The following is a 22,069-nucleotide window of genomic DNA, read 5'->3' as shown; positions in this document are numbered from 1 at the left end:
CACCCATGAGCACTGCACCCCGCCTGACCGCACTCGATGCGCTGCACCGTTCGCTCGGTGCGACCATGACCGACTTCGCGGGCTGGGACATGCCGCTGCGGTACGGCAGCGAGCGCGACGAACACAACGCCGTGCGCACCAAGGCCGGCCTCTTCGACCTGTCCCACATGGGCGAGATCACTCTGACCGGCCCCGAGGCCGTCAAGGCCCTCGACTACGCGCTGGTCGGCAACATCTCCACGGTCGGCGTGGGCCGCGCCCGCTACACGCACATCTGCCGGGAGGACGGCGGCATCCTCGACGACCTGATCGTCTACCGCCTGGCCGACACCGAGTACATGGTGGTCGCCAACGCCTCCAACGCCCAGGTCGTCCTGGACGCCCTGACCGAGCGCGCGGCCGGCTTCGACACCGAGGTCCGCGACGACCGCGACGCGTACGCGCTGATCGCGGTGCAGGGCCCGGAGTCCCCCGGCATCCTGGCCTCCCTCACCGACGCCGACCTGGACGGGCTGAAGTACTACGCCGGCCTGCCGGGCACGGTCGCCGGCGTCCCGGCGCTGATCGCCCGCACCGGCTACACCGGCGAGGACGGCTTCGAGCTGTTCGTCTCCCCCGAGCACGCCGTGGAGCTGTGGCAGGCGCTGACCAAGGCCGGCGAGGGCGCCGGGCTGGTCCCGTGCGGCCTGTCCTGCCGCGACACCCTGCGCCTGGAGGCGGGCATGCCGCTGTACGGGCACGAGCTGACCACCGCCCTGACCCCGTTCGACGCGGGCCTGGGCCGGGTCGTGAAGTTCGAGAAGGAGGGCGACTTCGTGGGCCGCGCCGCCCTGGAGGCCGCCGCCGAGCAGGCCGCCACGAAGGCCCCGCGCAAGCTCGTCGGCCTGGTCGCCGAGGGCCGCCGCGTCCCGCGCGCCGGGTTCCCGGTCGTGGCGGGCGGCGAGGTGATCGGCGAGGTCACCTCCGGCGCCCCGTCCCCGACGCTCGGCAAGCCGATCGCGATGGCGTACGTCGACGCGGCACACGCCGAACCCGGCACCTCCGGCGTCGGCGTGGACATTCGCGGTACGCATGAGCCGTACGAGGTCGTCGCCCTGCCGTTCTACAAGCGGCAGAAGTAACCCTCGTCCGCCGGCCGAGCCGTCTCGGTACGCAAGACCACTGTTCGTTCGCACTCCCCCGCATCCAGGAGAATCAGGCCATGAGCAACCCCCAGCAGCTGCGTTACAGCAAGGAGCACGAGTGGCTGTCGGCCGCCGAGGACGGCGTCGCGACGGTCGGCATCACGGAGTTCGCGGCCAACGCGCTCGGTGACGTCGTCTACGCCCAGCTCCCCGAGGTCGGCGACACGGTGACCGCGGGCGAGACCTGCGGCGAGCTGGAGTCGACCAAGTCGGTCAGCGACCTGTACTCCCCCGTCACCGGTGAGGTCGTCGAGTCCAACCAGGACGTCGTGGACGACCCGGCGCTCGTGAACACCGCTCCGTTCGAGGGCGGCTGGCTGTTCAAGGTACGCGTCACGGAGGAGCCGGCCGACCTGCTCTCCGCGACGGAGTACGACGCGCTCACCGCCGGAAACTGACCCACAGGGGATCGAGATGTCCGTTCTGAACACCCCTCTCCACGAGCTTGACCCGGACGTCGCCGCCGCCGTCGACGCCGAGCTCGTGCGCCAGCAGTCCACCCTGGAGATGATCGCGTCGGAGAACTTCGCTCCGGTCGCCGTCATGGAGGCCCAGGGCTCGGTCCTGACCAACAAGTACGCCGAGGGCTACCCGGGCCGCCGCTACTACGGCGGCTGCGAGCACGTCGACGTCGTCGAGCAGATCGCGATCGACCGGATCAAGGCGCTGTTCGGCGCCGAGGCCGCGAACGTCCAGCCGCACTCCGGTGCGCAGGCCAACGCCGCCGCGATGTTCGCGCTGCTCAAGCCGGGCGACACGATCATGGGCCTGAACCTGGCCCACGGCGGTCACCTGACCCACGGCATGAAGATCAACTTCTCCGGCAAGCTCTACAACGTGGTCCCGTACCACGTCGGCGAGGACGGCCAGGTCGACATGGCCGAGGTCGAGCGCCTGGCCAAGGAGTCCAAGCCGCAGCTGATCGTCGCCGGCTGGTCCGCCTACCCGCGCCAGCTGGACTTCGCCGCCTTCCGCCGCATCGCGGACGAGGTCGGCGCGTACCTGATGGTCGACATGGCGCACTTCGCCGGCCTGGTGGCCGCGGGCCTGCACCCGAACCCGGTGCCGCACGCCCACGTCGTCACCACCACCACGCACAAGACCCTCGGCGGTCCGCGCGGCGGTGTCATCCTGTCGACGCAGGAGCTGGCCAAGAAGATCAACTCCGCGGTCTTCCCCGGTCAGCAGGGCGGTCCGCTGGAGCACGTGATCGCGGCCAAGGCGGTCTCCTTCAAGGTGGCGGCCACGCCCGAGTTCAAGGAGCGCCAGGAGCGCACCCTGGCCGGCGCGAAGATCATCGCCGAACGCCTGGTCCAGGACGACGTCAAGGCCGTGGGCGTGGACGTGCTGTCCGGCGGCACCGACGTGCACCTGGTCCTGGTGGACCTGCGCAACTCGGAGCTGGACGGCCAGCAGGCCGAGGACCGCCTCCACGAGATCGGCATCACGGTCAACCGCAACGCCATCCCGAACGACCCGCGGCCCCCGATGGTCACCTCGGGTCTGCGGATCGGCACGCCGGCGCTGGCCACCCGCGGTTTCGGCGCCGAGGACTTCACCGAGGTCGCCGACATCATCGCGGAGGCGCTGAAGCCGGCGTACGACGGCGAGGCCCTCAAGGCGCGCGTCTCGGCGCTCGCCGCGAAGTTCCCGCTGTACCCGTCGCTGTAAGGCCACGGCTAGGGGGCCCGGCTTTGTGTCACACAGGGCCGGGCCTTTCCCATGGCCCGGGGACGCGGTCCTGGACGTCGGGACCGCGAAAGCCGCCGTACAGGTCGGCGTAACCGACCCCCCTACGAACTGACGTACGCTGATTAACCGGGCAGGGGCGCCCACGAGGTGATCTTTGCCCGCAATCCCTGCAGAGTCCGCCCCCTCCGTCGGCCGCCCGCTACGCTGCGTGAGCGACTGGACGGGTCCGTTCCCCACCACCATGGGGATGTCCCCCGGGAGTCCACCAAAGTGGCCATTTCCGTTTTCGATCTCTTCTCGATCGGTATCGGTCCGTCCAGCTCGCACACCGTCGGCCCGATGCGGGCCGCCCGCATGTTCGTGAACCGGCTGAAGAAGGACGGCGTCCTCGCCCAGACCGCCTCGGTCCGCGCGGAGCTGTACGGCTCGCTCGGTGCGACCGGACACGGCCACGGCACCCCCAAGGCGGTCCTGCTCGGCCTGGAGGGCCACTCCCCCCGCACGGTGGACGTGGAGACCGCCGACGACGAGGTGGAGCGCATCCGCCAGACGGGCCGGCTGCGGCTGCTGGGCACCGAGATAGGAAGCGCCCACGAGATCGCCTTCGACGAGCCGAGCCAGCTGATCCTGCACCGGCGCCGGGCCCTGCCGTACCACGCGAACGGCATGACCCTCTTCGCGTACGACGCCTCCGGCGCCCCGCTGCTGGAGAAGACGTACTACTCGGTCGGCGGCGGCTTCGTGGTGGACGAGGACGCGGTCGGCGAGGACCGGATCAAGCTCGACGACACCGTGCTGAAGTACCCCTTCCGCTCGGGCGACGAGATGCTGCGCCTGGCCAAGGAGACCGGCCTGTCGATCTCCTCCCTGATGCTGGAGAACGAGAAGGCCTGGCGGACCGAGGAGGAGATCCGCGCCGGCCTGCTGGAGATCTGGCGCGTCATGCAGGCCTGCGTCGCCCGCGGCATGTCCCGCGAGGGCATCCTCCCCGGCGGCCTGCGGGTCAAGCGCCGGGCCGCCTCGACGGCGCGGCAGCTGCGCACCGAGGGCGACCCGATGATGCACCGCAGCGAGTGGACGACGATCTACGCGATGGCGGTCAACGAGGAGAACGCGGCGGGCGGCCGCGTCGTGACGGCCCCGACGAACGGCGCCGCCGGCGTCCTGCCCGCGGTCCTGCACTACTACATGAACTTCGTGCCCGGCGCGGACGAGGACGGCGTGGTCCGCTTCCTCCTCGCCGCGGGCGCCATCGGCATGCTGTTCAAGGAGAACGCCTCGATCTCCGGCGCCGAGGTCGGCTGCCAGGGCGAGGTCGGCTCGGCCTGCTCGATGGCGGCCGGCGCCCTCGCGGAGGTCCTCGGGGGCACCCCCGAGCAGGTCGAGAACGCGGCCGAGATCGGCATGGAGCACAACCTGGGCCTGACCTGCGACCCGGTCGGCGGCCTGGTGCAGATCCCCTGCATCGAGCGCAACGGCATGGCGGCGGTCAAGGCCGTCACCGCGGCCAAGATGGCCATGCGCGGCGACGGCTCCCACAAGGTCTCCCTGGACAAGGTCATCAAGACCATGAAGGAGACCGGCGCCGACATGAAGATCAAGTACAAGGAGACCGCCCGCGGCGGCCTCGCGGTCAACGTCATCGAGTGCTGATCGGCTCGCGGGACTGACCCGGCTCGGCTCGGAGGGGCCCGGCGCACACACAGTGCGCCGGGCCCTTGTGTTTTGCCGCTGCAACGAGCTCGGCGGAGACGCTGATGCGGCAATCGCCGGGGATTGTCCGGGCGTTGAGGTTTGGGCTGGGGTTGGTCACGCTTCAGGGCGAACCGTGCGGGCAGGGCTGGTTGCGCGGTGATCTTCTGCGCCATGGTGATCACGTGACGTCGCGGCCACACCCCCGGCGGCCGGCCAACCGCCGTGGACCGCAGCCTTTTTGTGTACTGGAGGACTTCACCATGGCAAGCATCCGCACCGCCCGTGTGATCGCCGCGCTCGCAGCGCTTCCCCTCGCCGTCGCGCTCTGCGCCGGCACCGCCCAGGCCGACAACGGGGCCGCGGCGGGGACGGCGTCGAACGCCTCGGTCGGCGAGATCTTCGCCGGCGGCGTGGCCGGCTGCAACGCCGGCAACTCCGCCACGACGCAGCAGGTGGCCACCGGCTCCGGGGCCTCGAACCAGGGCAACGGCTCCCAGGTCAACGGCGCGGGCGCCACGGTCATCGGACAGGGCAACGGGCACGGGGTGTTCACCTTCGGGCCCCTGCCGTAGCCGTGCGGTGACGCAGCGGGCCCGTCTCTCCCCCGGGAGGCGAGCCCGTGCGCGTGCCTGTGGGAAGAGGGCCTACGGGCCCCCGGAGTGGGGACCTTCGGCCCGGCGGTCCGGGGCGCGCGTGGACTAGCTTCCGGGGGTGGGGCCTCCACTCCCTCCGCCCCCTCCGTTCCCCCTCCCCCGCCGCAGGAGGCGCACCGCCCATGACCGGCATCGAGCACCGCGTCCTTCCGATCCGGCTGGAGGGCGCCGCGCGGCCCCTCCCCCTGCTGGCGGCCTTCACGTACCGCTGCGAGCGGCCGTACGAGCTCACCCTCGACTTCCAGGGCGGCGGCAGGCGCCTCGCCCGGTGGGTGTTCTCCAGGGACCTGCTGCTCGACGGCGAGAGTCGCGCCACCGGCGAGGGCGACATCCGCGTGTGGCCGGGGCGGCGCGGCAGCGAGCCGCGGGTGTGCCTCTCCTTCGAGGGCGGCGGCCGCAGCTGCGTGGTCTCCGCCCGCGCGAAGGACGTGCGGGCGCTGTGTCGGCGGCTGGTCGAACTGGTGCCGCGGGGCGAGGAGCAGCGGCACTACGACCTCGACGCGGGGCTCAGCGGGCTTCTGTCCCGTTAGTCTGATTTATTTGGATTTGCCGGAACCATGTGTGCGCCGGGTGTGTCTTCGGCAGTGACAGCAGTCCCCGTCTCAGGAGAAACAGGGGGACGTCATGAACCACCTCCGCCGCCGGCAGACCGTGGCCCTGGCCACGGGGGCCCTGCTCGCCGCCGGGATCACCCTCGCCGCACCGGCCTCCACCGCCGCCGTCCCGGCCGCGGCCGGCGCCGCACGCACCACCGCGTCGACCCCGCTCGTCGTCAATGCCCGGTGGGCCGGGCACTGCTCGTACGACCGGATCGTCATCGACCTCAAGGGCCGGGTGCCCGACGTCACCGTCACCCGCGTCCCGAGGCTGGTCCACGACGGGTCCGGGAAGCCGGTCCCGCTGGCCGGGAGGTACTTCCTGCAGATCCGCCTGCACCCCGCCGCCGCCCACCTGGACGACGGCAGGAGCAGCTACCGCGGGCCCACGCTCGTCAGGACCCACCTGACGGCGCTGCGGGGCCTGGCGCTGACCGGCGACTTCGAGGGGTACGTGACCTTCGGCGCCGCCTTCGACAGCAAGCCCTCCTTCACCTCGTTCAAGCTGCACGCGCCCGAGCGGTTCGTCCTCGACGTCGCGCACCGCAACGTGTGCTGCTGACGCGGACACCGGCCGGTGCAGGCCGCCCGGCGGTCACGCCGCCGGGCGGTCAGGTCAGACGGTCGGCGGTCACGCCGCCGGGCGGATCCGCATGGTGCTCGGGCCGCCGTTGCCGAACCAGTCCTGGATGCAGGCGTACCGGCCCGGGGCGGCCGCGCCCGCGGCCCGTGGCCGCGGGTCAGCGGTGTTCGGGGTTGGGGAAGTCGAAGCGGCAGCCTGCGTCCCATCGGGAGCGCTGGTTGCCGTGGGCCGGGATGCCGCCGGAGCGCTTGAGCAGGGCCGCCAGGTGCATCAGGTTCCACGACATGAAGGTCGTGTTGCGGTTGGTGAAGTCGTTCTCGGGACCGCCCGAACCCGGGTCGAGGTACGAGGGTCCGGGGCCGGCCTCGCCGATCCAGCCGGCGTCGGCCTGCGGGGGGATCGTGTAGCCGAGGTGCTGGAGGCTGTAGAGGATGTTCATGGCGCAGTGCTTCACGCCGTCCTCGTTGCCGGTGACGATGGCGCCGCCGACCCGCCCGTAGTAGGCGTACTGGCCCTGCTCGTTCAGGAGCGAGGAGCAGGCGTAGAGCCGTTCGATGACCTGCTTCATCACCGAGCTGTTGTCGCCGAGCCAGATGGGCCCGCACAGGACGAGGATGTCGGCGGCCATGACCTCGCTGTAGAGGACCGGCCACTGGTCGCTCTCCCAGCCGTGCTCGGTCATGTCCGGCCAGACGCCGGTGGCGATGTCGTGGTCGACGGCGCGGATCAGGGAGGTGCGGGCGCCGGCCGACTCCATGACGGCGCGGCTCCTGGAGATCAGGCCCTCGGTGTTGCTGGTCTCGGGCGAGCGCTTGAGCGTGCAGTTGACGTACACGGCGCTCAGATCGGAGTAGTCGTGTTCGGTGGCCACGGGGACAGCCTGTGCAGCCGTGGGCCGCCCCGCCACCGGGGCGCGGCCGTACGGGCCTCTCGGCCCGTCGGGGTGCGGGAGCGGAAGGGCGCCGGGACGTGCGCCGGTCGTGCGCCGAGGCGGGGAACTTCCGTGGCCCGGGCACCGGTTCGCGTGCGCCGCGGGCACCGCGGCGCGGCCCGGCGGCCGCAAGCGGAACGGGCGGCGGCTGCCGGAGGCCGGAAGCCGGGTTGTTTCGGGTCCATGCGGCCGAATAGGGTCAGCGGGCCTTGGTGTACGGGAAACCGGTGCAAGACCGGTGCGGCCCTCGCCACTGTGAACGGGAAGTCCGGCTCTACTCCTGCGGGAAGCCACTGGGCGGCGCGGGGGGATCCGCATCGCCCGGGAAGGCGGAGCCAGGGCATCAGCACCCGTGAGCCAGGAGACCGGCCGGGGCGCGTTGTCCATCCACGAGGTGCTGGAGAGGTCTCCCACTCATGCATATAGCCGAGGGCTTCCTGCCCCCCTGGCACGCGGTCGCCTGGGGCGCCGCGTCCGCTCCCTTCGTCGTCCACGGCGTGCGGGCGCTCACCCGCGAGGTGAAGGCCAACCCGGAGAGCACGCTGCTGCTCGGCGCATCCGGAGCGTTCACCTTCGTCCTGTCCGCCCTGAAGATCCCCTCGGTGACGGGCAGTTGTTCCCACCCCACGGGGACCGGGCTCGGTGCGATCCTGTTCCGGCCGCCGATCATGGCGGTGCTCGGCACGATCACCCTGCTCTTCCAGGCGCTGCTGCTGGCGCACGGCGGGCTGACGACCCTCGGCGCGAACGTCTTCTCCATGGCGATCGCCGGACCCTGGGCGGGCTACGGGATCTACGCGCTGCTGCGGCGCTTCGACGCCCCGCTGATGGTGTCGGTGTTCCTGGGCGCGTTCTTCGCCGACCTGGTCACCTACTGCGTGACCTCGGTGCAGCTGGCGCTGGCCTTCCCGGACCCGGGCACCGGCTTCCTCGGCGCGCTCGGCAAGTTCGGCGGCATCTTCGCGGTCACGCAGATCCCGCTGGCCGTGAGCGAGGGCCTGCTCACCGTCCTGGTGATGCGGCTGCTGATGCAGTCCAGCAAGTCCGACCTGGTCCGGCTGGGCGTCGCCAGGCTCACCGCGGGCCGCAGCGAGCAGAAGGCGACGGTGTGACGGGCATGAGCCGGAACGCGAAGATCAACGGACTGCTGCTGCTCCTGGTGGCGGCCCTCGCCGTGCTGCCGATCGCGCTGGGGCTCGGCGAGGGGAAGGAGGAGCCGTTCGCGGGCGCCGACAACCAGGCCGAGGCGGCCATCACCGAACTCAAGCCGGACTACGAGCCGTGGTTCTCGCCGCTGTACGAACCGCCCTCGGCCGAGGTGGAGTCGGCGCTGTTCGCCCTGCAGGCGGCGCTGGGCGCGGGGGTGCTCGCGTACTACTTCGGCGTCCGCAAGGGCCGCCGCCAGGGCGCGGCCGCCGCGGCGGCCGCCGCCACCGCCGCCCCGGCCGATGCCGCAGCCACCCCCGCGGCCTCGGAGTCGTAGGCGGTGCTGCCGATCGACGTGGCCGCGCACAGCAGTCGCTGGCGCGGCCGCCACCCGCTGGAGAAGGCCCTGCTGGGGCTCGGCCTGACGGTCACCGCCGTGTGCCTGCCGCCCTGGCCCGGCGGCCCCCTGGTGGCCGCCGCAACCCTCGCCGTGCTGCTCGGTCCGGCCGGGGTCGCCGGGCGGCAGCTGTGGCGGGCCTTCCGGATCCCGCTCGGCTTCTGCTTCACCGGGGCGGTGCCGCTGCTGTTCGCGGTGGGCGGGGCGGCGGGACCCGTCTCGCTGGCCCCGGACGGCCCCCGGCACGCCGCCGAGCTGCTGCTGCGTACGTCGGCGGCCTCGCTCGGCGTGCTGCTGTTCGCGTTCACCACCCCCGTCTCGGACGTGCTGCCCCGGCTGGCCAGGGCCGGCGTCCCCGCGCCCGTGGTGGACGTGGCCCTGGTCATGTACCGGATCGGGTTCCTGCTGCTGGACTCCCTCGACCGGGTCAAGCGCGCCCAGGCGGCCCGCCTGGGGCACACGGGCCGGGCGGCGGTGTGGCGGTCCCTCGCCGGGCTCGCCGCGACCTCCTTCGTCCGGGCCTTCGACCGCGCGGCGCGGCTCCAGTCGGGCCTGGCCGGGCGCGGCTACGACGGCACGCTGCGGGTCCTCGTCCCCGAGGCGGCGCTGTCGTGGCGCTTCCTCGCGGCCTCGGCGGCCCTGCTGGCCGGCCTGGTCGCGCTGACTCTCACCCTGAAGGGCTTGTACCTGTGAACCCGATGGTGGAACTGGCCGGCGCCGGCTACGCGTACGAGGACGGCCCCGCGGTGCTGAGCGGTGTGGACTTCGCCATCGCCGAGGGGCGGGCGCTGGTCCTGCTGGGCCGCAACGGCAGCGGCAAGACCACGCTGATGCGGCTGCTCAGCGGCGGCCTGCGGCCCGCCTCGGGCGAGCTGCGCCTCGACGGCAGCCCGGTCTCGTACGACCGGGCGGGCCTGACCAGGCTGCGCACCGCGGTCCAGCTGGTCGTCCAGGACCCGGACGACCAGCTGTTCGCCGCCTCCGTCGAGCAGGACGTGTCCTTCGGCCCGATGAACCTGGGCCTGCCCGTGGACGAGGTGCGGGCCCGGGTGGACTCGGCACTGGCGGCGCTCGACATCACGGCGCTGCGGGACCGCCCGACGCACCTGCTCTCGTACGGGCAGCGCAAGCGCGCGGCGATCGCGGGCGCGGTGGCGATGGCCCCGCGGGTGCTGATCCTGGACGAGCCGACGGCCGGCCTCGACCCCGAGGGCCAGGAACGGCTGCTGGACACCCTGGCCGGGCTCCGCTCGCGCGGGACGACGGTGGTCATGGCCACGCACGACGTCGACCTGGCCGTGCGCTGGGCCGATGACGCGGCGGTGCTGACCCCGTCCGGGATCCGCTTCGGCCCGGCGCCGCGGCTGCTGGCGGACCCGGAGCTCCTGGCGGGGGCGGGCCTGCGCCAGGCGTGGGCCCCGGCAGTGACGGCGCTGCTGCGGGCCCGGGACCTGCTGGGGGCGCAGGCGCCGGGGCCGAAGACCCCGGAGGCACTGGCCTCCTGGCACTGACGGGCGGCCCGGGCCGGCGGCGTCGGGACTGGTGCCCCGGCGCCGGTGCCCGCGGCCCCCGTCCCGGGGCTCCCTAGGATGACGGCATGTCGCTGCCCCACGCCATCCTCACCGCCCTGCTCGAGAAGCCCTCGTCGGGGCTGGAGCTGACCCGGCGGTTCGACAGGTCGATCGGATACTTCTGGTCCGCGACGCACCAGCAGATCTACCGGGAGCTCGGCCGGCTGGAGGAGGCCGGGCTGATCCGGGCGCTGCCCGGCGAGGTGCCCGTACGGGGGCAGAAGAAGGAGTACGAGGTGCTGCCGGCCGGCGGCGCGGAGCTCGCCCGGTGGGTCGGCGAGAGCCAGGACCCGAAGGCGATCCGGGATCCGTTGCTGCTGCGGATCCGGGCGGCGGCCGTCGTGGGGCCGCAGGGGCTGGCCGCGGAGCTGCGGCGCCACCTGGAGCTGCACCGCAGGCAGCTGGCGGTGTACGAGGCCATCGAGGCCAAGGACTTCCCGCCGGAGCGGGACTCCGACGAGGACAGGCTGCGCCGGCTCGTGCTGCACGGCGGGACCGGCCTGGAGACGTTCTGGCTGCGATGGCTGGAGGAGGCCCTCGCCGAGGTCGAGGACATGACGGAGCCCGGCCCGGAGCCGGACCGGCTCGCCGCGACGGGCTGACGTACGGGGCTGACGTACGGGGCTGACGCGGCCGGGCCGAGGCCGGGCAGGCCGACGCGGGCAGGCCGACGCCCCCGTCCCGCCCCGGCAGGGGCGGAACGGGGGCGTCGCACGGGGCTTACTTGTTCAGGGAGGCCCAGAACTCGTCGAAGCTCATCAGGCCGTCGCCGTTCGTGTCCTTGGCGGCGATGACGGCGTCCGCGACCGGGCCGGTGACGAACGGGTCGCCCATCTCCGCCATGGCCTGCCGGAACTCGTCGGCCGTGACGAAGCCGTCGCCGTCCACGTCGAACCGGCCGAACGTCGTCCGCGCGCTCTCGATGTCCGCCACTGGGATCCACCCCTTCTTGGTGCTCGTTGACCGGCTCAGGGTAGCGCCAGTGGGGCGCCGCCCCGTCCCCGGGGCCCGTTCGGACGGCAGAAAGAAATTCAATTACCCCTCCAGAATGCGGAACACATAATTCCGCCCAAGAAATCGGAACTGGACTTGTCGCGTTCCGGGGTCACGGCATAACGTACCGGCATCGCCGCCACACCAGGAGCGCAGGGCTCCCAGGGACAAGTGGCATAAAGGGCGATCACACAGGTGACGATCACAACTGACGCATCATTCGAAGTTCTGCCCTTCACCCGCACCTGCCGACATGTCTGGGAAGACGGCGACCATGTGCTCATCGGGGTGAGTCCCGGAAACAGCTACTTCAGCTCCGAGCGCATCCGCAGTCTCGCCCGGTGGGCGGCTCCCCGATTCGCGCAGATCGACTTCGTCTACGCCGACCTCCACGTGGACCGCATGTTCGCCGCCTTCGGACACAGCCCGGAGCACGCGGCCCGGCGCGCCGCGAAAGAGATCAAGGCGGTCCGGCGCCGGATCGTCAAGGGCGTCGAGGAATCCGGGCACCCGCCTGCCCGGATCCGCGTGCGGGCCCTTTCCGACTTCCAGTCGAACCCCGTCTACCAACTACTGCACCGGCGCGTGCTCCATTTCCTGGAGACCGGCCCGGAATTCCGCAAGGGCTGCGAGGAGATGGCCCTGCACTTTATCGGCCCGAAGTTGCCGGAGGGTGAATCCTTCACGGCAGAGCAGTTGCAGGTGTGTTTCGACTACCTGGCGGCCGAACTCCCGTTCTTCGTGGACACCCCGAGCATTCTCGACGTGCCGTCGTCCGTGGCGGCCTACCACGTCCGGATGCCGATGACCGACGTCCTCTTCGGGCGCGGCGGGGGCCTGCGCGCCACCCGCAACCAGGCGTACGCCGTCGTACGGCCCGAGCCGGAGCCCGGGACCGGAAACAGGACCCGCACCCGAACCGGGCGCGAGACCGGGACCGAGGCCGAGAGGGGCGTCGATGAGCGTCGAGCAGCATGAGGCCGGCCGGGACCGGGCCGAGCCCCTGCTCGACTTCCCGCTGTCGCGCCGCGGCGACGTGCTGCCCGAGGAGTGCGCGTGGCTGCGGGAGAAGGCGCCGGTCGCGCGGGTCCGCACGCTCACCGGGGACCCGGCCTGGCTGGTGAGCAGCTACGCGCTGGCCAAGCAGGTCCTGGAGGACGAGCGGTTCAGCCTCAAGGACACGGCCCGGCCCGGCGTGCCGCGCCAGTACGCGCTGACGATCCCGCCCGAACTCGTCAACAACATGGGCAACATCAACAGCGCCGGCCTGCGCAGCGCGGTGATGAAGGCGCTGAACCCGCGCCGACCCGGGCTCCGGGACGCGCTGCACGCCGCCGCGCACGGCCTCGTGGACGCCCTCGTGGCCGAGGGCGGGCCCGCAGACCTCCGGGCGGGGTTCGCCGACCCCTTCTCGGCGGCGCTGCACTGCCGGGTGCTGGGGGTGCCGTTCGAGGACCGGCGGCGCCTGATGTCGGGGCTGGACGTCGCGTTCATGACCGCACGCGAGCCGTTCGCCGACTCTGCGCTCAACTGGTACAAGGACATCGGCTACTTCGCCGACCGGCTGCGGGAGCAGCTCGCGCTGCCCGCCGAGCAGCGTACGGGGCTGCTCGGCACGTTCGCGGGGCTGAGGGAGGCCGACCCGGAGTCGGCGCACCTGACCGACGAGATGTTCGCGACGGTCGCGGTGTCCCTGTTCGGGGCGGGCGCGGTGTCCACCTCGGCGTTCCTGGTCCTCGCGGTGCTGGCGCTGCTCCAGCGGCCGGAGCTCATCGGCCACCTGCGCCGGCATCCCGAGCGCATGGGGAAGGCGGTCGAGGAGCTGCTGCGCTGGAACCCGTCCGTGGGCGACGGCCTGCCGCGCATCGCGCTGGCCGACGTCCGGGTCGGGGACGGGCTCGTCCGGGAGGGCGAGCTCGTGCTGGTCCTGCTGGAGGGGGCCAACTTCGACCCGGAGGCCTTCGCCGACCCGGGCCGGCTGGACCTGGAGCGCGAGAGCCCCCAGCCGCACCTGGCGTACGGGCTTCATCAAGCGGCTGCCGGAGCGTCTCCCGGTCGCCTGGTGAGGAGGCGGCGGCGCCCCGGGGGTCGTGCGAGCTCCCGGGGCGCCGCTGCCGGCCGGCTGCAGGCCGACCGCCGGTCCTCACCCGACCGGCTGCCGGCTAACGGAAAATGCCGGTGTGGCCGAGCGAGTACCGGCCGGGCTGCGGGTAGACGGCCAGGCCGTGCGGGCCGCTGCCCACCGGGATGCGGGCCAGCTGCCGGCCGGTGGCGGTGTCGATGGCGTACACCTCGGAGTTGTAGCGGCCCGAGAGCCACAGGACCTTGCCGTCGGCGGAGACGCCGCCCATGTCGGGGCTGCCGCCGTTGGGGAGGTCCCATTTCTTGGTGAGCCTGTTCTGCCGGAAGTCGAAGACCGAGATGGTGCCCTCGCCGCGGTTGGAGATGTACATCTCGCGGGAGTCGCGGCTGATGTACAGGCCGTGGCAGCCCTTTCCGGTGGGCAGCAGCCTGGGCGTGTCGAACGCGTCTCCGCTGAACACCCACATGCCGTGCGCCATCATGTCCGCGACGTAGAAGGTCCTGCCGTCCGGGGAGATCTTGACGTCCTGCGGCATGGCCCCCTCGAAGGGCAGCTTCTGCTTGGCGATGACCGCCATCTTCTCGGTGTCGACCTTGAGGAGTTCGCCGGAGAACTCGCACGAGACGATGAAGTAGCGGCCGTCCGCGGAGAAGTCGGCGTGGTTGACGCCGAGGCACTTGACGGGCAGCGACTTGACCCGGTCCATCGTGTGCGCGTCGCGGAAGACGAGCTCCTTGTCCATCGAGGCCATGACGACCGCGTACTTGCCGTTCGGCGTGAAGTACAGGTTGTACGGGTCGTGCACCTCGACGGGCTCGCCGGCCTCGCCGGTGGCGGGGTCGATGGGCGTGAGGGTGTGGCCGCGGTTGTTGTTGACCCACAGCGTCTTCATGTCCCAGGACGGGACCACGTGCTGCGGCTGGATGCCGACCGGGATGGTGTCGATCACCTTGTACGTCTTCGGGTCGATCACCGACACCGTGTTGGAGGCGGTGTTCGGCACGTACACGCGCGAGGGGAAGTCCTTGACCACCGGGGAGAGCCGGTTCGGCCGGTCGGCCGCGTACACGTCCTTCGGGTCGAGGAGCGGCGGCATCCCGGCCAGGCCGGGCGGCGCCACCGGGACCGCCTTGACGGGCGGCTTGGGCGGGTCGGCCGGCGCCTTGGAGCCGAGCGCCTCGGCGGGGCCCTTGCTCGCGGATCCGCAGCCGGCCAGGGCGGCGAGGACCAGACCGGCCAGCAGCACGGTGGCCTTCCGGGGAAGGCGGGTGGTGGTCATGGGGTCAGCAGCTCCGTGGTGGTCACCGCGCGCAGGTTGCGGCGCGCGAGTTCTTCGAGGAGGGGCGGCATCGCGTCGACCGTGTCCGCGTAGCCGAAGTGCAGGCTCACCACCGATCCGCTGCGGATCGTCCCGGTGACCGTGCGGATGACGGCCGCGGCGCCGGGCGAGGTGAAGTCGAGGGAGTCCACGTCGTACGACAGGACGTGCGGGTAGCCCGCCCGCCGGGCCAGCTTCTTGACGAGCGCGGTGGCGTACTGGGCCTGCGAGGGGCGGAACCAGGTGCCGATGGAGCCGGTGAGCCGCTTGAGGCGCTCGGCGCAGCCGGTGATCTCGGCGTAGGCCTCCGCCTCGGGCAGCGCGTTGACCGCGAGGTGGCGCTGGGTGTGGTTGCCGAGTTCGTGGCCGCCGTCGAGGACCCGGCGGGCGAGCTCCGGGTGGGCGTCGAGCCAGCTGCCGATGGCCAGTACGGTGACCCGAGCGCCGGCGCGTTCGGCCTCGGCGAGGACGGCCCGGGCGGTGGCGGGGTCCCCGTTGCCGTGGAAGGTGAGGGCGACGCGGGGGCGGTCGCGGGGGCCGTGCGCGATCTCGTCGGGCTGGCCGGGGAAGCGGCGCGGGGCCGGGGCGCGGCCGGACTCGGCGGGGGCGTGCCCGGCGGCCTGCCCGGCGGGGGCCGCGGAGCGGGCGGGGGCCGGGTCGCCCGGACCCGCCCCACAGGCGGTGGCGAGGGCGCCGACGGCGGCGGCCGCGCCGGCGCGGAGGGCTGTTCGGCGGTCCGGAGAGCAGGGCACGCGCCCATTTAAGGGGCGGATGACCTGAAAAATAACGATTGACCCAATTCGGGGCGTTCACCGAAGTGGACCCGTTCGGAGGACCGTCCGCTATCCGATCAACGAATCACGCAGATCGGCGCATTGTTATTCATGGATTACGAGGTGAGTGGCCGACCTCACCTAGGATTTAGGTAGAAACTCTTAGGATTTACACACTTATGTCCGAGTTGGGACTTTTGGCATTCGGTCCCCCGTCTGCCATAGTCGGAACCACGGCTTCCCCATTGACCCGAGCGAAGTCGCCACGCCGAGGATCACACCCCCTTCGATCCTCGGCGCACCCATGAAGCCCCCACCCGCCCCACCACGGCGACCCGGGGGCTTCAGGCGTATCAGCGGTCGGCCACCCTCATCTCGAACCACGTGATCTTGCCGCGCGGCAGCAGGTCGGCACCCCAGCGGTCGGAGAGCTTGTCCACGAGGAAGAGCCCGCGGCCGGTGGTGTCCAGCTCGTGGACCGGCATCAGGCAGGGCAGCCCGCGCGAGGGGTCGCGCACCTCGACGCGGATCCAGCCGCGCCGGCGCAGCATCCGTAAGCCGAAGGAGCGGGCGCCGGTGTGCCGGACGGCGTTGCCGACGAGCTCCGAGACCAGCAGGACGGTGTGCTCGGAGACCTGCGGCGAGAACCCCCAGAAGCGGATGACCACGTACTGGGCGAGCCGGCGGGCGGTGCTCGCCGACTCCGGCATGGACGGCAGCGTCACTTCCGCCTCGGCCGGATTGCCGTACAGGTCCAGCGCCTTGAGGCCCTGTTCGTCCTCCACCGCCGCCATCGGCCGCACAGCGGAAGCGCTGCTGCGCTGCCGCGGCTGTTCCACACCCTCCAGGCCCGCCATGAACCCATCATGGACGGCCGACACGCCCGTCCGGGCCGTTCCGCAGGAAAACACCCCCCGCAGCACGCGGCTCCAAGGGGGTGCCCTGTCATATGCGTTGGGCATCCGGCAGCCCGCACAACCACTCTGATCTGCGGTGACACACAGCGCACCGACGATCACGACGAGTGGATCAACGGACTCCCTTAACCCTGCCTTAAGGCCTGGCTAATCCACTCCCAGGGAGGACCGACGAGTTCTCGATCCGGCCTAGAGGAACTTGGCCTTGCCCGGCCCCTCCTCGACGAAGCTGCGCATCCCGCGCTCGCGGTCCTCGGTGGCGAACAGGCCCGCGAACCAGTTGCGTTCGATGGTCAGACCGGTGTCGATGTCCGCCTCCAGCCCGGCGTCCACGCACTCCTTCGCGGCGCGCAGCGCGATGGCCGGACCCTGGGCGAGCTTCGCGGCCCAGGCGCGGGCCTGCTCGTACACCTCGGCGGCGGGCACCACGCGGTCCACGAGGCCGAGGGTGAGCGCCTCGTCGGCCTTGACCATGCGCCCGGTGAAGATGAGGTCCTTGGCCTTGGAGGGGCCGATCAGGCGGGACAGGCGCTGGGTGCCGCCCGCGCCGGGGATGAGGCCGAGCAGGATCTCGGGCTGGCCGAGCTTGGCGTCGTCGGCGGCGATGCGGTAGTCGGCGCACAGCGCCAGCTCGCAGCCGCCGCCGAGGGCGTAGCCGGTGACGGCGGCGACGACCGGCTTGGGGATGCGGGCCACGGCGGTGAAGGCGTCCTGCAGCGCACGGGACCGGGCGACCATCGCCGCGTGGTCCATCGTCTGCATCTCCTTGATGTCCGCGCCCGCCGCGAACACCTTCTCGCCGCCGTAGAGGATCACGGCGCGAACGTCGGCCCGGTCGGTGGCCTCCGCCGCGAGCTCGCGCAGCCGGTCCTGGGTGGCGATGTCCAGGGCGTTCATGGGCGGCCGGTCCAGGCGGAGGGTGCCGACGCCTTCGGAGACTTCGAGAGAGAGGGTCATACGGGGAAGGTTAGCGCCGGTTAACACGAAGTGGCCCGGTGCTGTGGGTCACAGCACCGGGCCACCCGGGTCCGCGCTCGGCGCCGCTAGGGCGCGGCGGCGGGGAGGACTACTTGATCCACTCCGCCCAGTCCATGTTCCAGCCGTTGAGGCCGTTGTCCGGGGCGATCTGCTTGTCCTTGGAGTTCTTCACGACGACGACGTCACCGATGAGCGACTCGTTGAAGAACCAGGCGGCGGGCTGGTTGCCGTCGCCGGCGCCGCGGACGTCCTTCAGGCCGACGCAGCCGTGGCTGACGTTCTCCGAGCCGAACGTGCCGGAGGAGGCCCAGTAGTTGCCGTGGACGAAGGTGCCCGAGTTCGACAGGCGCATCGCGTGCGGAACGTCCGAGATGTCGTACTCGCCGCCGAAGCCGACGGTGGCGCCGTTCATCCGGGTCACCTTGTACTTCTCGCTGATGACCATCTGCCCGTTGTACGTGGTCGTCGACGGGGCGCCCGCGGTGATGGGGAGGTTCTTGATGACCTGGCCGTCGCGGACGACCTGCATGGTGTGCTCGCTCGCGTCGACCGTGGAGACCTGCGAGCGGCCGATGGTGAAGGTGACCGTACGGGTCTGCTTGCCGTAGACGCCGGGCCGGCCCTCGACGCCGTCGAGCGCGATCTTGACCGTGACCTTGGTGCCCGCGGCCCAGTACTTCTCCGGGCGGAAGTCGAGGCGGTCGTTGCCGAACCAGTGGCCCTCGATCGGCACGGACGGCTCGGCCGTCACCGTGATGGCCTTCTCCACGGCCTCGGTGTTGGTGATGCCGCGGGTGAAGTTGAACGACACCGGCATGCCCACGCCGACGGTCTCGCCGTCCTCGGGCATGTAGTGGCCGACGAAGGTGTTCGTCGGGGTGAGGGTGGTGAAGGTGGTGTCCTTGGCGGACTCCCGGCCGGCCTCGTCCTTGGCGACCGCGTGCACCTTGTACTCGGTGGCGGAGGCCAGGTTGCGCGCCGGCTCCCAGCTCGCACCGTCCGCGGCGATCTTGCCTTCGACGGCGTTGCCCTTGGTGTCGGCGACGGTCACCGTGGTGAGCTTGCCGCCGGTGCTGGTTATCTTCAGGACGCCGCTGGTCGCGACTTCCTTGGACCCGTCGTCCGGCTTGACGTTGACGACGGCCTTCGACGCCTCGTTGCCGGGCTTGGCCGCCCCGCCGGCGCCGCCGTTGCTGCCGCCGCCTCCGCCGCCGTTGGTTCCGCCGCCGCTGCACGCGCTGGTGAACAGCAGGGCCGCCCCCAGCAGGAGGGCCGGCAGGCCGGTGCGGCGGACGCGGCCGCGTATCGGCTGCAGGTTCACTCTTCTCTTCTCCCCATGTCCCCCGCGCGCGGACAGTCGCGCGCTTGCCGACAGGAAATCACATGGAGGCATCACGAAGAGAAACGGTCATGTCACCGTTCCGTCCCAAGTCGCGCCCCGGACGGTACGGACGACGGGCCCGCTGCGCGCGGGCCCTGGGGGTGGGTCAGACGTGCGGGACGCCGTCAGGGCGGTCGTCCTTGGCGCGGTCGTCCTTGCCGTGGTCGTCCTTCCCGTGCTCCTTGTCCTTGTCCTTCTCCTTGTCCTTGTCCTTGTCCTTGTGGTGCTCGCGCTTGTTGTCGAGCCTCACGACGATCCGGTGGCCCGGGGTGTCGTCGCCGAGGACCAGCGGCCCCGTCACGGGGTTCGCCGGCAGCACGTAGCCCTCGGGGACGTCCGTCTCCCGCAGGTAGTACGTGCCGTTCTCCAGGTGCGCGAAGGTGCAGCGGCCCCAGTCGTCCGTGGCGCAGCCCGGCCGGACGAGGAGGTCGGAGTCCTCTCCCCGCGGCTGCAGGCCCTCGGTTCCGTTGGTCTCCTTCCACACTTCGAACACCGCACCGCGCAGCGGCTGCTTCGTCTTGGCGTCCTTCTTCAGGACCTCCAGCTCGCCCGCGTGCCCCTGCCGGTCGTTGTCCAGCACCGCCGTGACGCCCCGCCCGGCGTTCTGCTCCGTCAGGACCAGCGTGGCCACGGCCCGTCCGGGCAGCACGTAGCCGTCGGGGGCCTCTGTCTCGCGCCAGTAGTAGGTGCCGACCGGGACGGTCCGCTCGCACACGCCGTCGGGGCCGGTCACGCACACGGGCGGGAGCTGGTCGTCGGGGTTGGGGTCGGTGCCGGTGGTCTGCAGGCCCGGGACGCGGTTGGTCTCCCGCCACAGCTCGAAGCGGGCTCCGCCCAGCGGCCGGCCGTTCTGGTCGGCGTCGACGTTGAAGACCTGGAGGCGGGAGGTGTTGTCGCCGGTGAAGAGGGTCTCGAAGCCGCTGTTGACGACGGTTCCGGTGGCGGGGCGGAGCCGGCCCCCGGGGCGGGCGTAGCAGCGGCTGGCGTCGGTGAGGCGGTCGCGCAGGCCCGCGTACGGGGCGGTCGCGCCGGTGTCGTGGACCAGGGTGCCGCTGACCGTGCCGGTGAGTCGGCCCGCGTGGCGCACGACGCCGGTGTCGGCCATCAGGCGCTCGCCTTCGGCGACGGTGACGCTGCCGCCGGTGGTGAGGAAGTCCGCCCCGGCGGGCGGGGGGACGAGGGAGCCGGCGCCGACGACGCCGACGTTGTAGCGGCTGTCGAAGCCGGCCGCCTTGTCCTGGTCGAAGTCGCAAGGACGACGACGCGGCCCTCGGCCTCGGAGGCGCGCTCGCGGACGCGGAAGTCGCCGCCGACGAAGACGTTGACGGCGTTGTCCCGGCCGCGGGCGGTCCCGTCGCTGCCGATCGGCGGGAAGGGGTCGGGGCAGCGGCCCGGGACGCACGGACCGAGGCCGCCCGGCAGCGGGGCCCGCCGTACGCCCGGTGCACGGACGCCCGGCGCCGGGGAGCCCGCGTCCGGCGCGGACCGGACCTGCGCGGGTCCGGTCCCGGCCCCGCCGGGGACGGCCGCGAGGGCCGTGGAGGCCGCCGGGGCCCCGGCGGCCAGGGCGGCGATGGGCGACGGTGACCGCGAGTCCGAGGGGCCATTTCCTTGCTGACATGACGCTCCGTCCGTGTCCTGGCGCGCGTGCGCCGCTGGGCTGGGGCCAGCCCAGCGCCGGCGGCGGCGCGGCGGACGGACGACACTCCAGGCCCGCGGAATTCCGGTAGGACGATCACCCGGGTGGTGTGGCCCCTGGTCCCGTGCAGTCCGTGCGGTCCGTGCAGTCCGTGCGGTCAGCTGATGGCGGAGCCCGCGACCCAGTCGGCCCAGGACATGTTCCAGCCGCCCAGCCCGTTGTTCGGGGCGACCGTCTTGTCCTGCGAGTTGACGACCTCCACCACGTCCCCGACCAGGGTCCGGTCGAAGAACCAGCCGGCGGGGGTGTCCGAGCCGCCGCCCTTGTCGTCGCGCAGGCCCACGCAGCCGTGGCTGGTGTTGGTGGAGCCGAAGGTGTCGGGGCTGGCCCAGTAGTTCCCGTGCAGGAAGGTCCCGGAGGTGGTCAGGCGCATGGCGTGCGGGACGTCCGGGATGTCGTACTCGCCGCCGAAGCCGACCGTCTGGCCGTTCATCCGGGTGACGTCGAACATCTCCATCACCACCATCTTCCCGTTGTAGGTGGTGTTCTTCGGTGCGCCGGCGCTGATCGGGAGGGTCTGGACGAGCCGGCCGTCGCGGCGGACCTCCATGGTGTGCGCGGCCGCGTCCACGGTGGAGACCTGGGAGCGGCCGACGGTGAACTTGATCGTCTTGTCCTGGATGCCGTACGAGCCGGGCGCGCCCTGTACGTCGCGCAGGTTCACCCGCACGGTGACCTCGGTGCCGGGCTCCCAGTACTGCTTGGGCCGGAAGTCGAGGCGCTCGCGGCCGAACCAGTGGCCGACGATGTCGACGGCGGGGTCGGCGGTGACGGTGATGGCCCGTTCGACGTCGGCCTTGTTCGCGATGGACCGGCTGAAGTTGAAGGAGACGATCATTCCGGTGCCGACGGTGGAGCGGTTCTCGGGCTTGAAGTAGCCGATGAACCGTTCCGCGGGCACATAGGTGGTGAAGCTGGTGTGCCGGGCCTGGCGGCGGTTGTGGCCGTCGAGGGCGACCGCGTCCACGGTGTACTTGGCGGCGAGCGCGAGCCTGCCGGCCTCCGGGTCGGGGCTCCAGCTGAGGCCGTCGGGGGCGATGGAGCCGGGGACGCGTTCCTCCTGGGCGTCCTCGACCTTGGTGACGACGACCCGCTCCAGGCGGCCCTCGGGGACCCGGACGGTCAGCGGGCCCTCGGCCGGCACCCCCCTGGCGTTGTCGTCGGGGGTGATCCGGATGGCGTCCTCGGGCGCCTTCGGTTTGCCGGGCAGCTCGATCTCGACCGGGGGACGGCCGTCGTCGGTGCACCCGGCCAGCCCGCCCAGCAGGGCCGCCCATGCCGCCACGGCGGCCAAGCCCGCCCCTGCCCGCCTCGTCAGAAGTGTCACGAACCGTCCAACGACCGGGCTCCCCGGGGGAAACGTCGGTACGGCCCACGTTCCGGGCGGAACTGTCCGGGCAGAACAGTGGGAAGGACCAGACGGGGGCGGGCCCGGGCCGGGACGCCCGGGGCCGCACACCCCTGCCCCCGCCGGTACCC

General features: G+C 72.0%; 22 protein-coding genes, 1 pseudogene and 1 riboswitch. Of the genes and pseudogenes, 14 read left to right on the top strand and 9 right to left on the bottom strand.

The window, feature by feature from the left end; all coding sequences use genetic code 11:
* The first annotated feature begins 5 nt into the window (after positions 1 to 5).
* The 7 genes from gcvT to AB0F11_RS00420 all read left to right on the top strand — a co-directional run bounded on the left by gcvT (position 6) and on the right by AB0F11_RS00420 (position 6,382).
* Entirely contained in the window at positions 6 to 1,121 is a 1,116-nt protein-coding gene (gene gcvT, locus AB0F11_RS00450; RefSeq protein ID WP_362166580.1) for a glycine cleavage system aminomethyltransferase GcvT, read from the top strand.
* 80 nt (positions 1,122 to 1,201) lie between these two features.
* Positions 1,202 to 1,582, top strand: coding sequence for a glycine cleavage system protein GcvH (gene gcvH / locus AB0F11_RS00445; protein ID WP_362166577.1), 381 nt, complete (start codon positions 1,202 to 1,204; stop codon positions 1,580 to 1,582).
* Between the two features lie 16 nt (positions 1,583 to 1,598).
* Positions 1,599 to 2,855, top strand: coding sequence for a serine hydroxymethyltransferase (gene glyA, locus AB0F11_RS00440; protein WP_362166575.1), 1,257 nt, complete (start codon positions 1,599 to 1,601; stop codon positions 2,853 to 2,855).
* 291 nt (positions 2,856 to 3,146) lie between these two features.
* A complete protein-coding gene (locus AB0F11_RS00435) occupies positions 3,147 to 4,529 on the top strand; it encodes an L-serine ammonia-lyase (RefSeq protein ID WP_362166573.1) in 1,383 nt (460 codons plus the stop codon).
* A gap of 302 nt (positions 4,530 to 4,831) precedes the next feature.
* Positions 4,832 to 5,143, top strand: coding sequence for a hypothetical protein (locus AB0F11_RS00430; protein ID WP_362166570.1), 312 nt, complete (start codon positions 4,832 to 4,834; stop codon positions 5,141 to 5,143).
* 203 nt (positions 5,144 to 5,346) lie between these two features.
* Positions 5,347 to 5,754, top strand: a complete 408-nt coding sequence (locus AB0F11_RS00425) for an SsgA family sporulation/cell division regulator (protein ID WP_362166568.1) — start codon at positions 5,347 to 5,349, stop codon at positions 5,752 to 5,754.
* A 94-nt stretch (positions 5,755 to 5,848) separates the two neighbouring features.
* Entirely contained in the window at positions 5,849 to 6,382 is a 534-nt protein-coding gene (locus AB0F11_RS00420; RefSeq protein WP_362166566.1) for a hypothetical protein, read from the top strand.
* A gap of 178 nt (positions 6,383 to 6,560) precedes the next feature.
* Here AB0F11_RS00420 and AB0F11_RS00415 read toward each other — a convergent pair whose 3' ends face one another.
* Positions 6,561 to 7,274 (bottom strand): flavodoxin family protein, encoded by a 714-nt coding sequence (locus tag AB0F11_RS00415; RefSeq protein ID WP_362166565.1) that lies wholly within the window; start codon positions 7,272 to 7,274, stop codon positions 6,561 to 6,563.
* Positions 7,275 to 7,503: 229 nt separating this feature from the next.
* Positions 7,504 to 7,723: riboswitch (cobalamin riboswitch) on the top strand.
* A 27-nt stretch (positions 7,724 to 7,750) separates the two neighbouring features.
* Between AB0F11_RS00415 and AB0F11_RS00410 the strand changes: the two genes are divergently transcribed.
* From AB0F11_RS00410 to AB0F11_RS00390, 5 genes are all read left to right on the top strand, one after another.
* Positions 7,751 to 8,446 carry an energy-coupling factor ABC transporter permease gene (locus AB0F11_RS00410; protein WP_362166563.1) on the top strand — a complete coding sequence of 232 codons (696 nt, stop codon included), beginning with the start codon at positions 7,751 to 7,753 and terminating at the stop codon, positions 8,444 to 8,446.
* 5 nt (positions 8,447 to 8,451) lie between these two features.
* On the top strand, positions 8,452 to 8,817 hold the full coding sequence (locus AB0F11_RS00405) for an energy-coupling factor ABC transporter substrate-binding protein (RefSeq protein ID WP_362166560.1): 366 nt from the start codon (positions 8,452 to 8,454) through the stop codon (positions 8,815 to 8,817).
* A gap of 3 nt (positions 8,818 to 8,820) precedes the next feature.
* A complete protein-coding gene (gene cbiQ / locus AB0F11_RS00400) occupies positions 8,821 to 9,570 on the top strand; it encodes a cobalt ECF transporter T component CbiQ (protein ID WP_362166558.1) in 750 nt (249 codons plus the stop codon).
* Between the two features lie 5 nt (positions 9,571 to 9,575).
* Entirely contained in the window at positions 9,576 to 10,388 is an 813-nt protein-coding gene (locus tag AB0F11_RS00395) for an ATP-binding cassette domain-containing protein (RefSeq protein ID WP_362166781.1), read from the top strand.
* Positions 10,389 to 10,474: 86 nt separating this feature from the next.
* Positions 10,475 to 11,050, top strand: coding sequence for a PadR family transcriptional regulator (locus AB0F11_RS00390; protein WP_362166556.1), 576 nt, complete (start codon positions 10,475 to 10,477; stop codon positions 11,048 to 11,050).
* A 118-nt stretch (positions 11,051 to 11,168) separates the two neighbouring features.
* Here AB0F11_RS00390 and AB0F11_RS00385 read toward each other — a convergent pair whose 3' ends face one another.
* Positions 11,169 to 11,381: an EF-hand domain-containing protein gene (locus tag AB0F11_RS00385; protein WP_361907957.1), complete on the bottom strand. Its 213-nt coding sequence runs from the start codon at positions 11,379 to 11,381 to the stop codon at positions 11,169 to 11,171.
* 255 nt (positions 11,382 to 11,636) lie between these two features.
* Here AB0F11_RS00385 and AB0F11_RS00380 point away from each other — a divergent pair, with 255 nt between their 5' ends.
* Both AB0F11_RS00380 and AB0F11_RS00375 read left to right on the top strand, forming a co-directional pair.
* On the top strand, positions 11,637 to 12,419 hold the full coding sequence (locus AB0F11_RS00380) for a tRNA-dependent cyclodipeptide synthase (RefSeq protein ID WP_362166554.1): 783 nt from the start codon (positions 11,637 to 11,639) through the stop codon (positions 12,417 to 12,419).
* A pseudogene (locus AB0F11_RS00375) lies at positions 12,400 to 13,374 on the top strand (cytochrome P450); the annotation flags it as partial. The gene AB0F11_RS00380 and the pseudogene AB0F11_RS00375, both read left to right, overlap by 20 nt.
* Positions 13,375 to 13,603: 229 nt before the next feature.
* Here the strand turns inward: AB0F11_RS00375 and AB0F11_RS00370 are convergent.
* From AB0F11_RS00370 to AB0F11_RS00340, 7 genes are all read right to left on the bottom strand, one after another.
* Entirely contained in the window at positions 13,604 to 14,803 is a 1,200-nt protein-coding gene (locus AB0F11_RS00370) for a hypothetical protein (protein WP_362166551.1), read from the bottom strand.
* Positions 14,800 to 15,594, bottom strand: a complete 795-nt coding sequence (locus AB0F11_RS00365; RefSeq protein ID WP_362166549.1) for a polysaccharide deacetylase family protein — start codon at positions 15,592 to 15,594, stop codon at positions 14,800 to 14,802. Before AB0F11_RS00365 ends, AB0F11_RS00370 begins: the two co-directional genes overlap by 4 nt.
* A gap of 374 nt (positions 15,595 to 15,968) precedes the next feature.
* Complete coding sequence (locus AB0F11_RS00360) at positions 15,969 to 16,577, bottom strand: ATP-binding protein (RefSeq protein ID WP_362166547.1); 609 nt, start codon at positions 16,575 to 16,577, stop codon at positions 15,969 to 15,971.
* Between the two features lie 144 nt (positions 16,578 to 16,721).
* Positions 16,722 to 17,489, bottom strand: a complete 768-nt coding sequence (locus AB0F11_RS00355; protein ID WP_362166545.1) for an enoyl-CoA hydratase-related protein — start codon at positions 17,487 to 17,489, stop codon at positions 16,722 to 16,724.
* 109 nt (positions 17,490 to 17,598) lie between these two features.
* On the bottom strand, positions 17,599 to 18,825 hold the full coding sequence (locus AB0F11_RS00350; RefSeq protein WP_362166778.1) for an Ig-like domain-containing protein: 1,227 nt from the start codon (positions 18,823 to 18,825) through the stop codon (positions 17,599 to 17,601).
* A 172-nt stretch (positions 18,826 to 18,997) separates the two neighbouring features.
* Positions 18,998 to 20,512, bottom strand: coding sequence for a SpaA isopeptide-forming pilin-related protein (locus tag AB0F11_RS00345; RefSeq protein WP_362166543.1), 1,515 nt, complete (start codon positions 20,510 to 20,512; stop codon positions 18,998 to 19,000).
* A gap of 175 nt (positions 20,513 to 20,687) precedes the next feature.
* Positions 20,688 to 21,884, bottom strand: coding sequence for an Ig-like domain-containing protein (locus AB0F11_RS00340; RefSeq protein ID WP_362166541.1), 1,197 nt, complete (start codon positions 21,882 to 21,884; stop codon positions 20,688 to 20,690).
* Positions 21,885 to 22,069 lie beyond the last annotated feature (185 nt).

Origin of the sequence: Streptomyces sp. NPDC032472 (genome assembly GCF_040636955.1) — a bacterium.
Classification (GTDB): domain Bacteria; phylum Actinomycetota; class Actinomycetes; order Streptomycetales; family Streptomycetaceae; genus Streptomyces.
The sequence above is the reverse complement of the archived record's forward strand: the minus strand, read 5'-3'. Positions and strand labels throughout refer to the sequence as shown.

Bases quoted from the DNA above. Each gene is read 5' to 3' on its own strand.
- gcvT (WP_362166580.1), top strand. From the start codon at position 6: ATGAGCACTGCACCCCGCCTGACCGCACTCGATGCGCTGCACCGTTCG.
- gcvH (WP_362166577.1), top strand. From the start codon at position 1,202: ATGAGCAACCCCCAGCAGCTGCGTTACAGCAAGGAGCACGAGTGGCTG.
- glyA (WP_362166575.1), top strand. From the start codon at position 1,599: ATGTCCGTTCTGAACACCCCTCTCCACGAGCTTGACCCGGACGTCGCC.
- AB0F11_RS00430 (WP_362166570.1), top strand. From the start codon at position 4,832: ATGGCAAGCATCCGCACCGCCCGTGTGATCGCCGCGCTCGCAGCGCTT.
- AB0F11_RS00425 (WP_362166568.1), top strand. From the start codon at position 5,347: ATGACCGGCATCGAGCACCGCGTCCTTCCGATCCGGCTGGAGGGCGCC.
- AB0F11_RS00420 (WP_362166566.1), top strand. From the start codon at position 5,849: ATGAACCACCTCCGCCGCCGGCAGACCGTGGCCCTGGCCACGGGGGCC.
- AB0F11_RS00410 (WP_362166563.1), top strand. From the start codon at position 7,751: ATGCATATAGCCGAGGGCTTCCTGCCCCCCTGGCACGCGGTCGCCTGG.
- AB0F11_RS00405 (WP_362166560.1), top strand. From the start codon at position 8,452: ATGAGCCGGAACGCGAAGATCAACGGACTGCTGCTGCTCCTGGTGGCG.
- AB0F11_RS00395 (WP_362166781.1), top strand. From the start codon at position 9,576: ATGGTGGAACTGGCCGGCGCCGGCTACGCGTACGAGGACGGCCCCGCG.
- AB0F11_RS00390 (WP_362166556.1), top strand. From the start codon at position 10,475: ATGTCGCTGCCCCACGCCATCCTCACCGCCCTGCTCGAGAAGCCCTCG.
- AB0F11_RS00370 (WP_362166551.1), bottom strand. From the start codon at position 14,803: ATGACCACCACCCGCCTTCCCCGGAAGGCCACCGTGCTGCTGGCCGGT.
- AB0F11_RS00360 (WP_362166547.1), bottom strand. From the start codon at position 16,577: ATGCCCAACGCATATGACAGGGCACCCCCTTGGAGCCGCGTGCTGCGG.
- AB0F11_RS00355 (WP_362166545.1), bottom strand. From the start codon at position 17,489: ATGACCCTCTCTCTCGAAGTCTCCGAAGGCGTCGGCACCCTCCGCCTG.
- AB0F11_RS00345 (WP_362166543.1), bottom strand. From the start codon at position 20,512: ATGTCAGCAAGGAAATGGCCCCTCGGACTCGCGGTCACCGTCGCCCAT.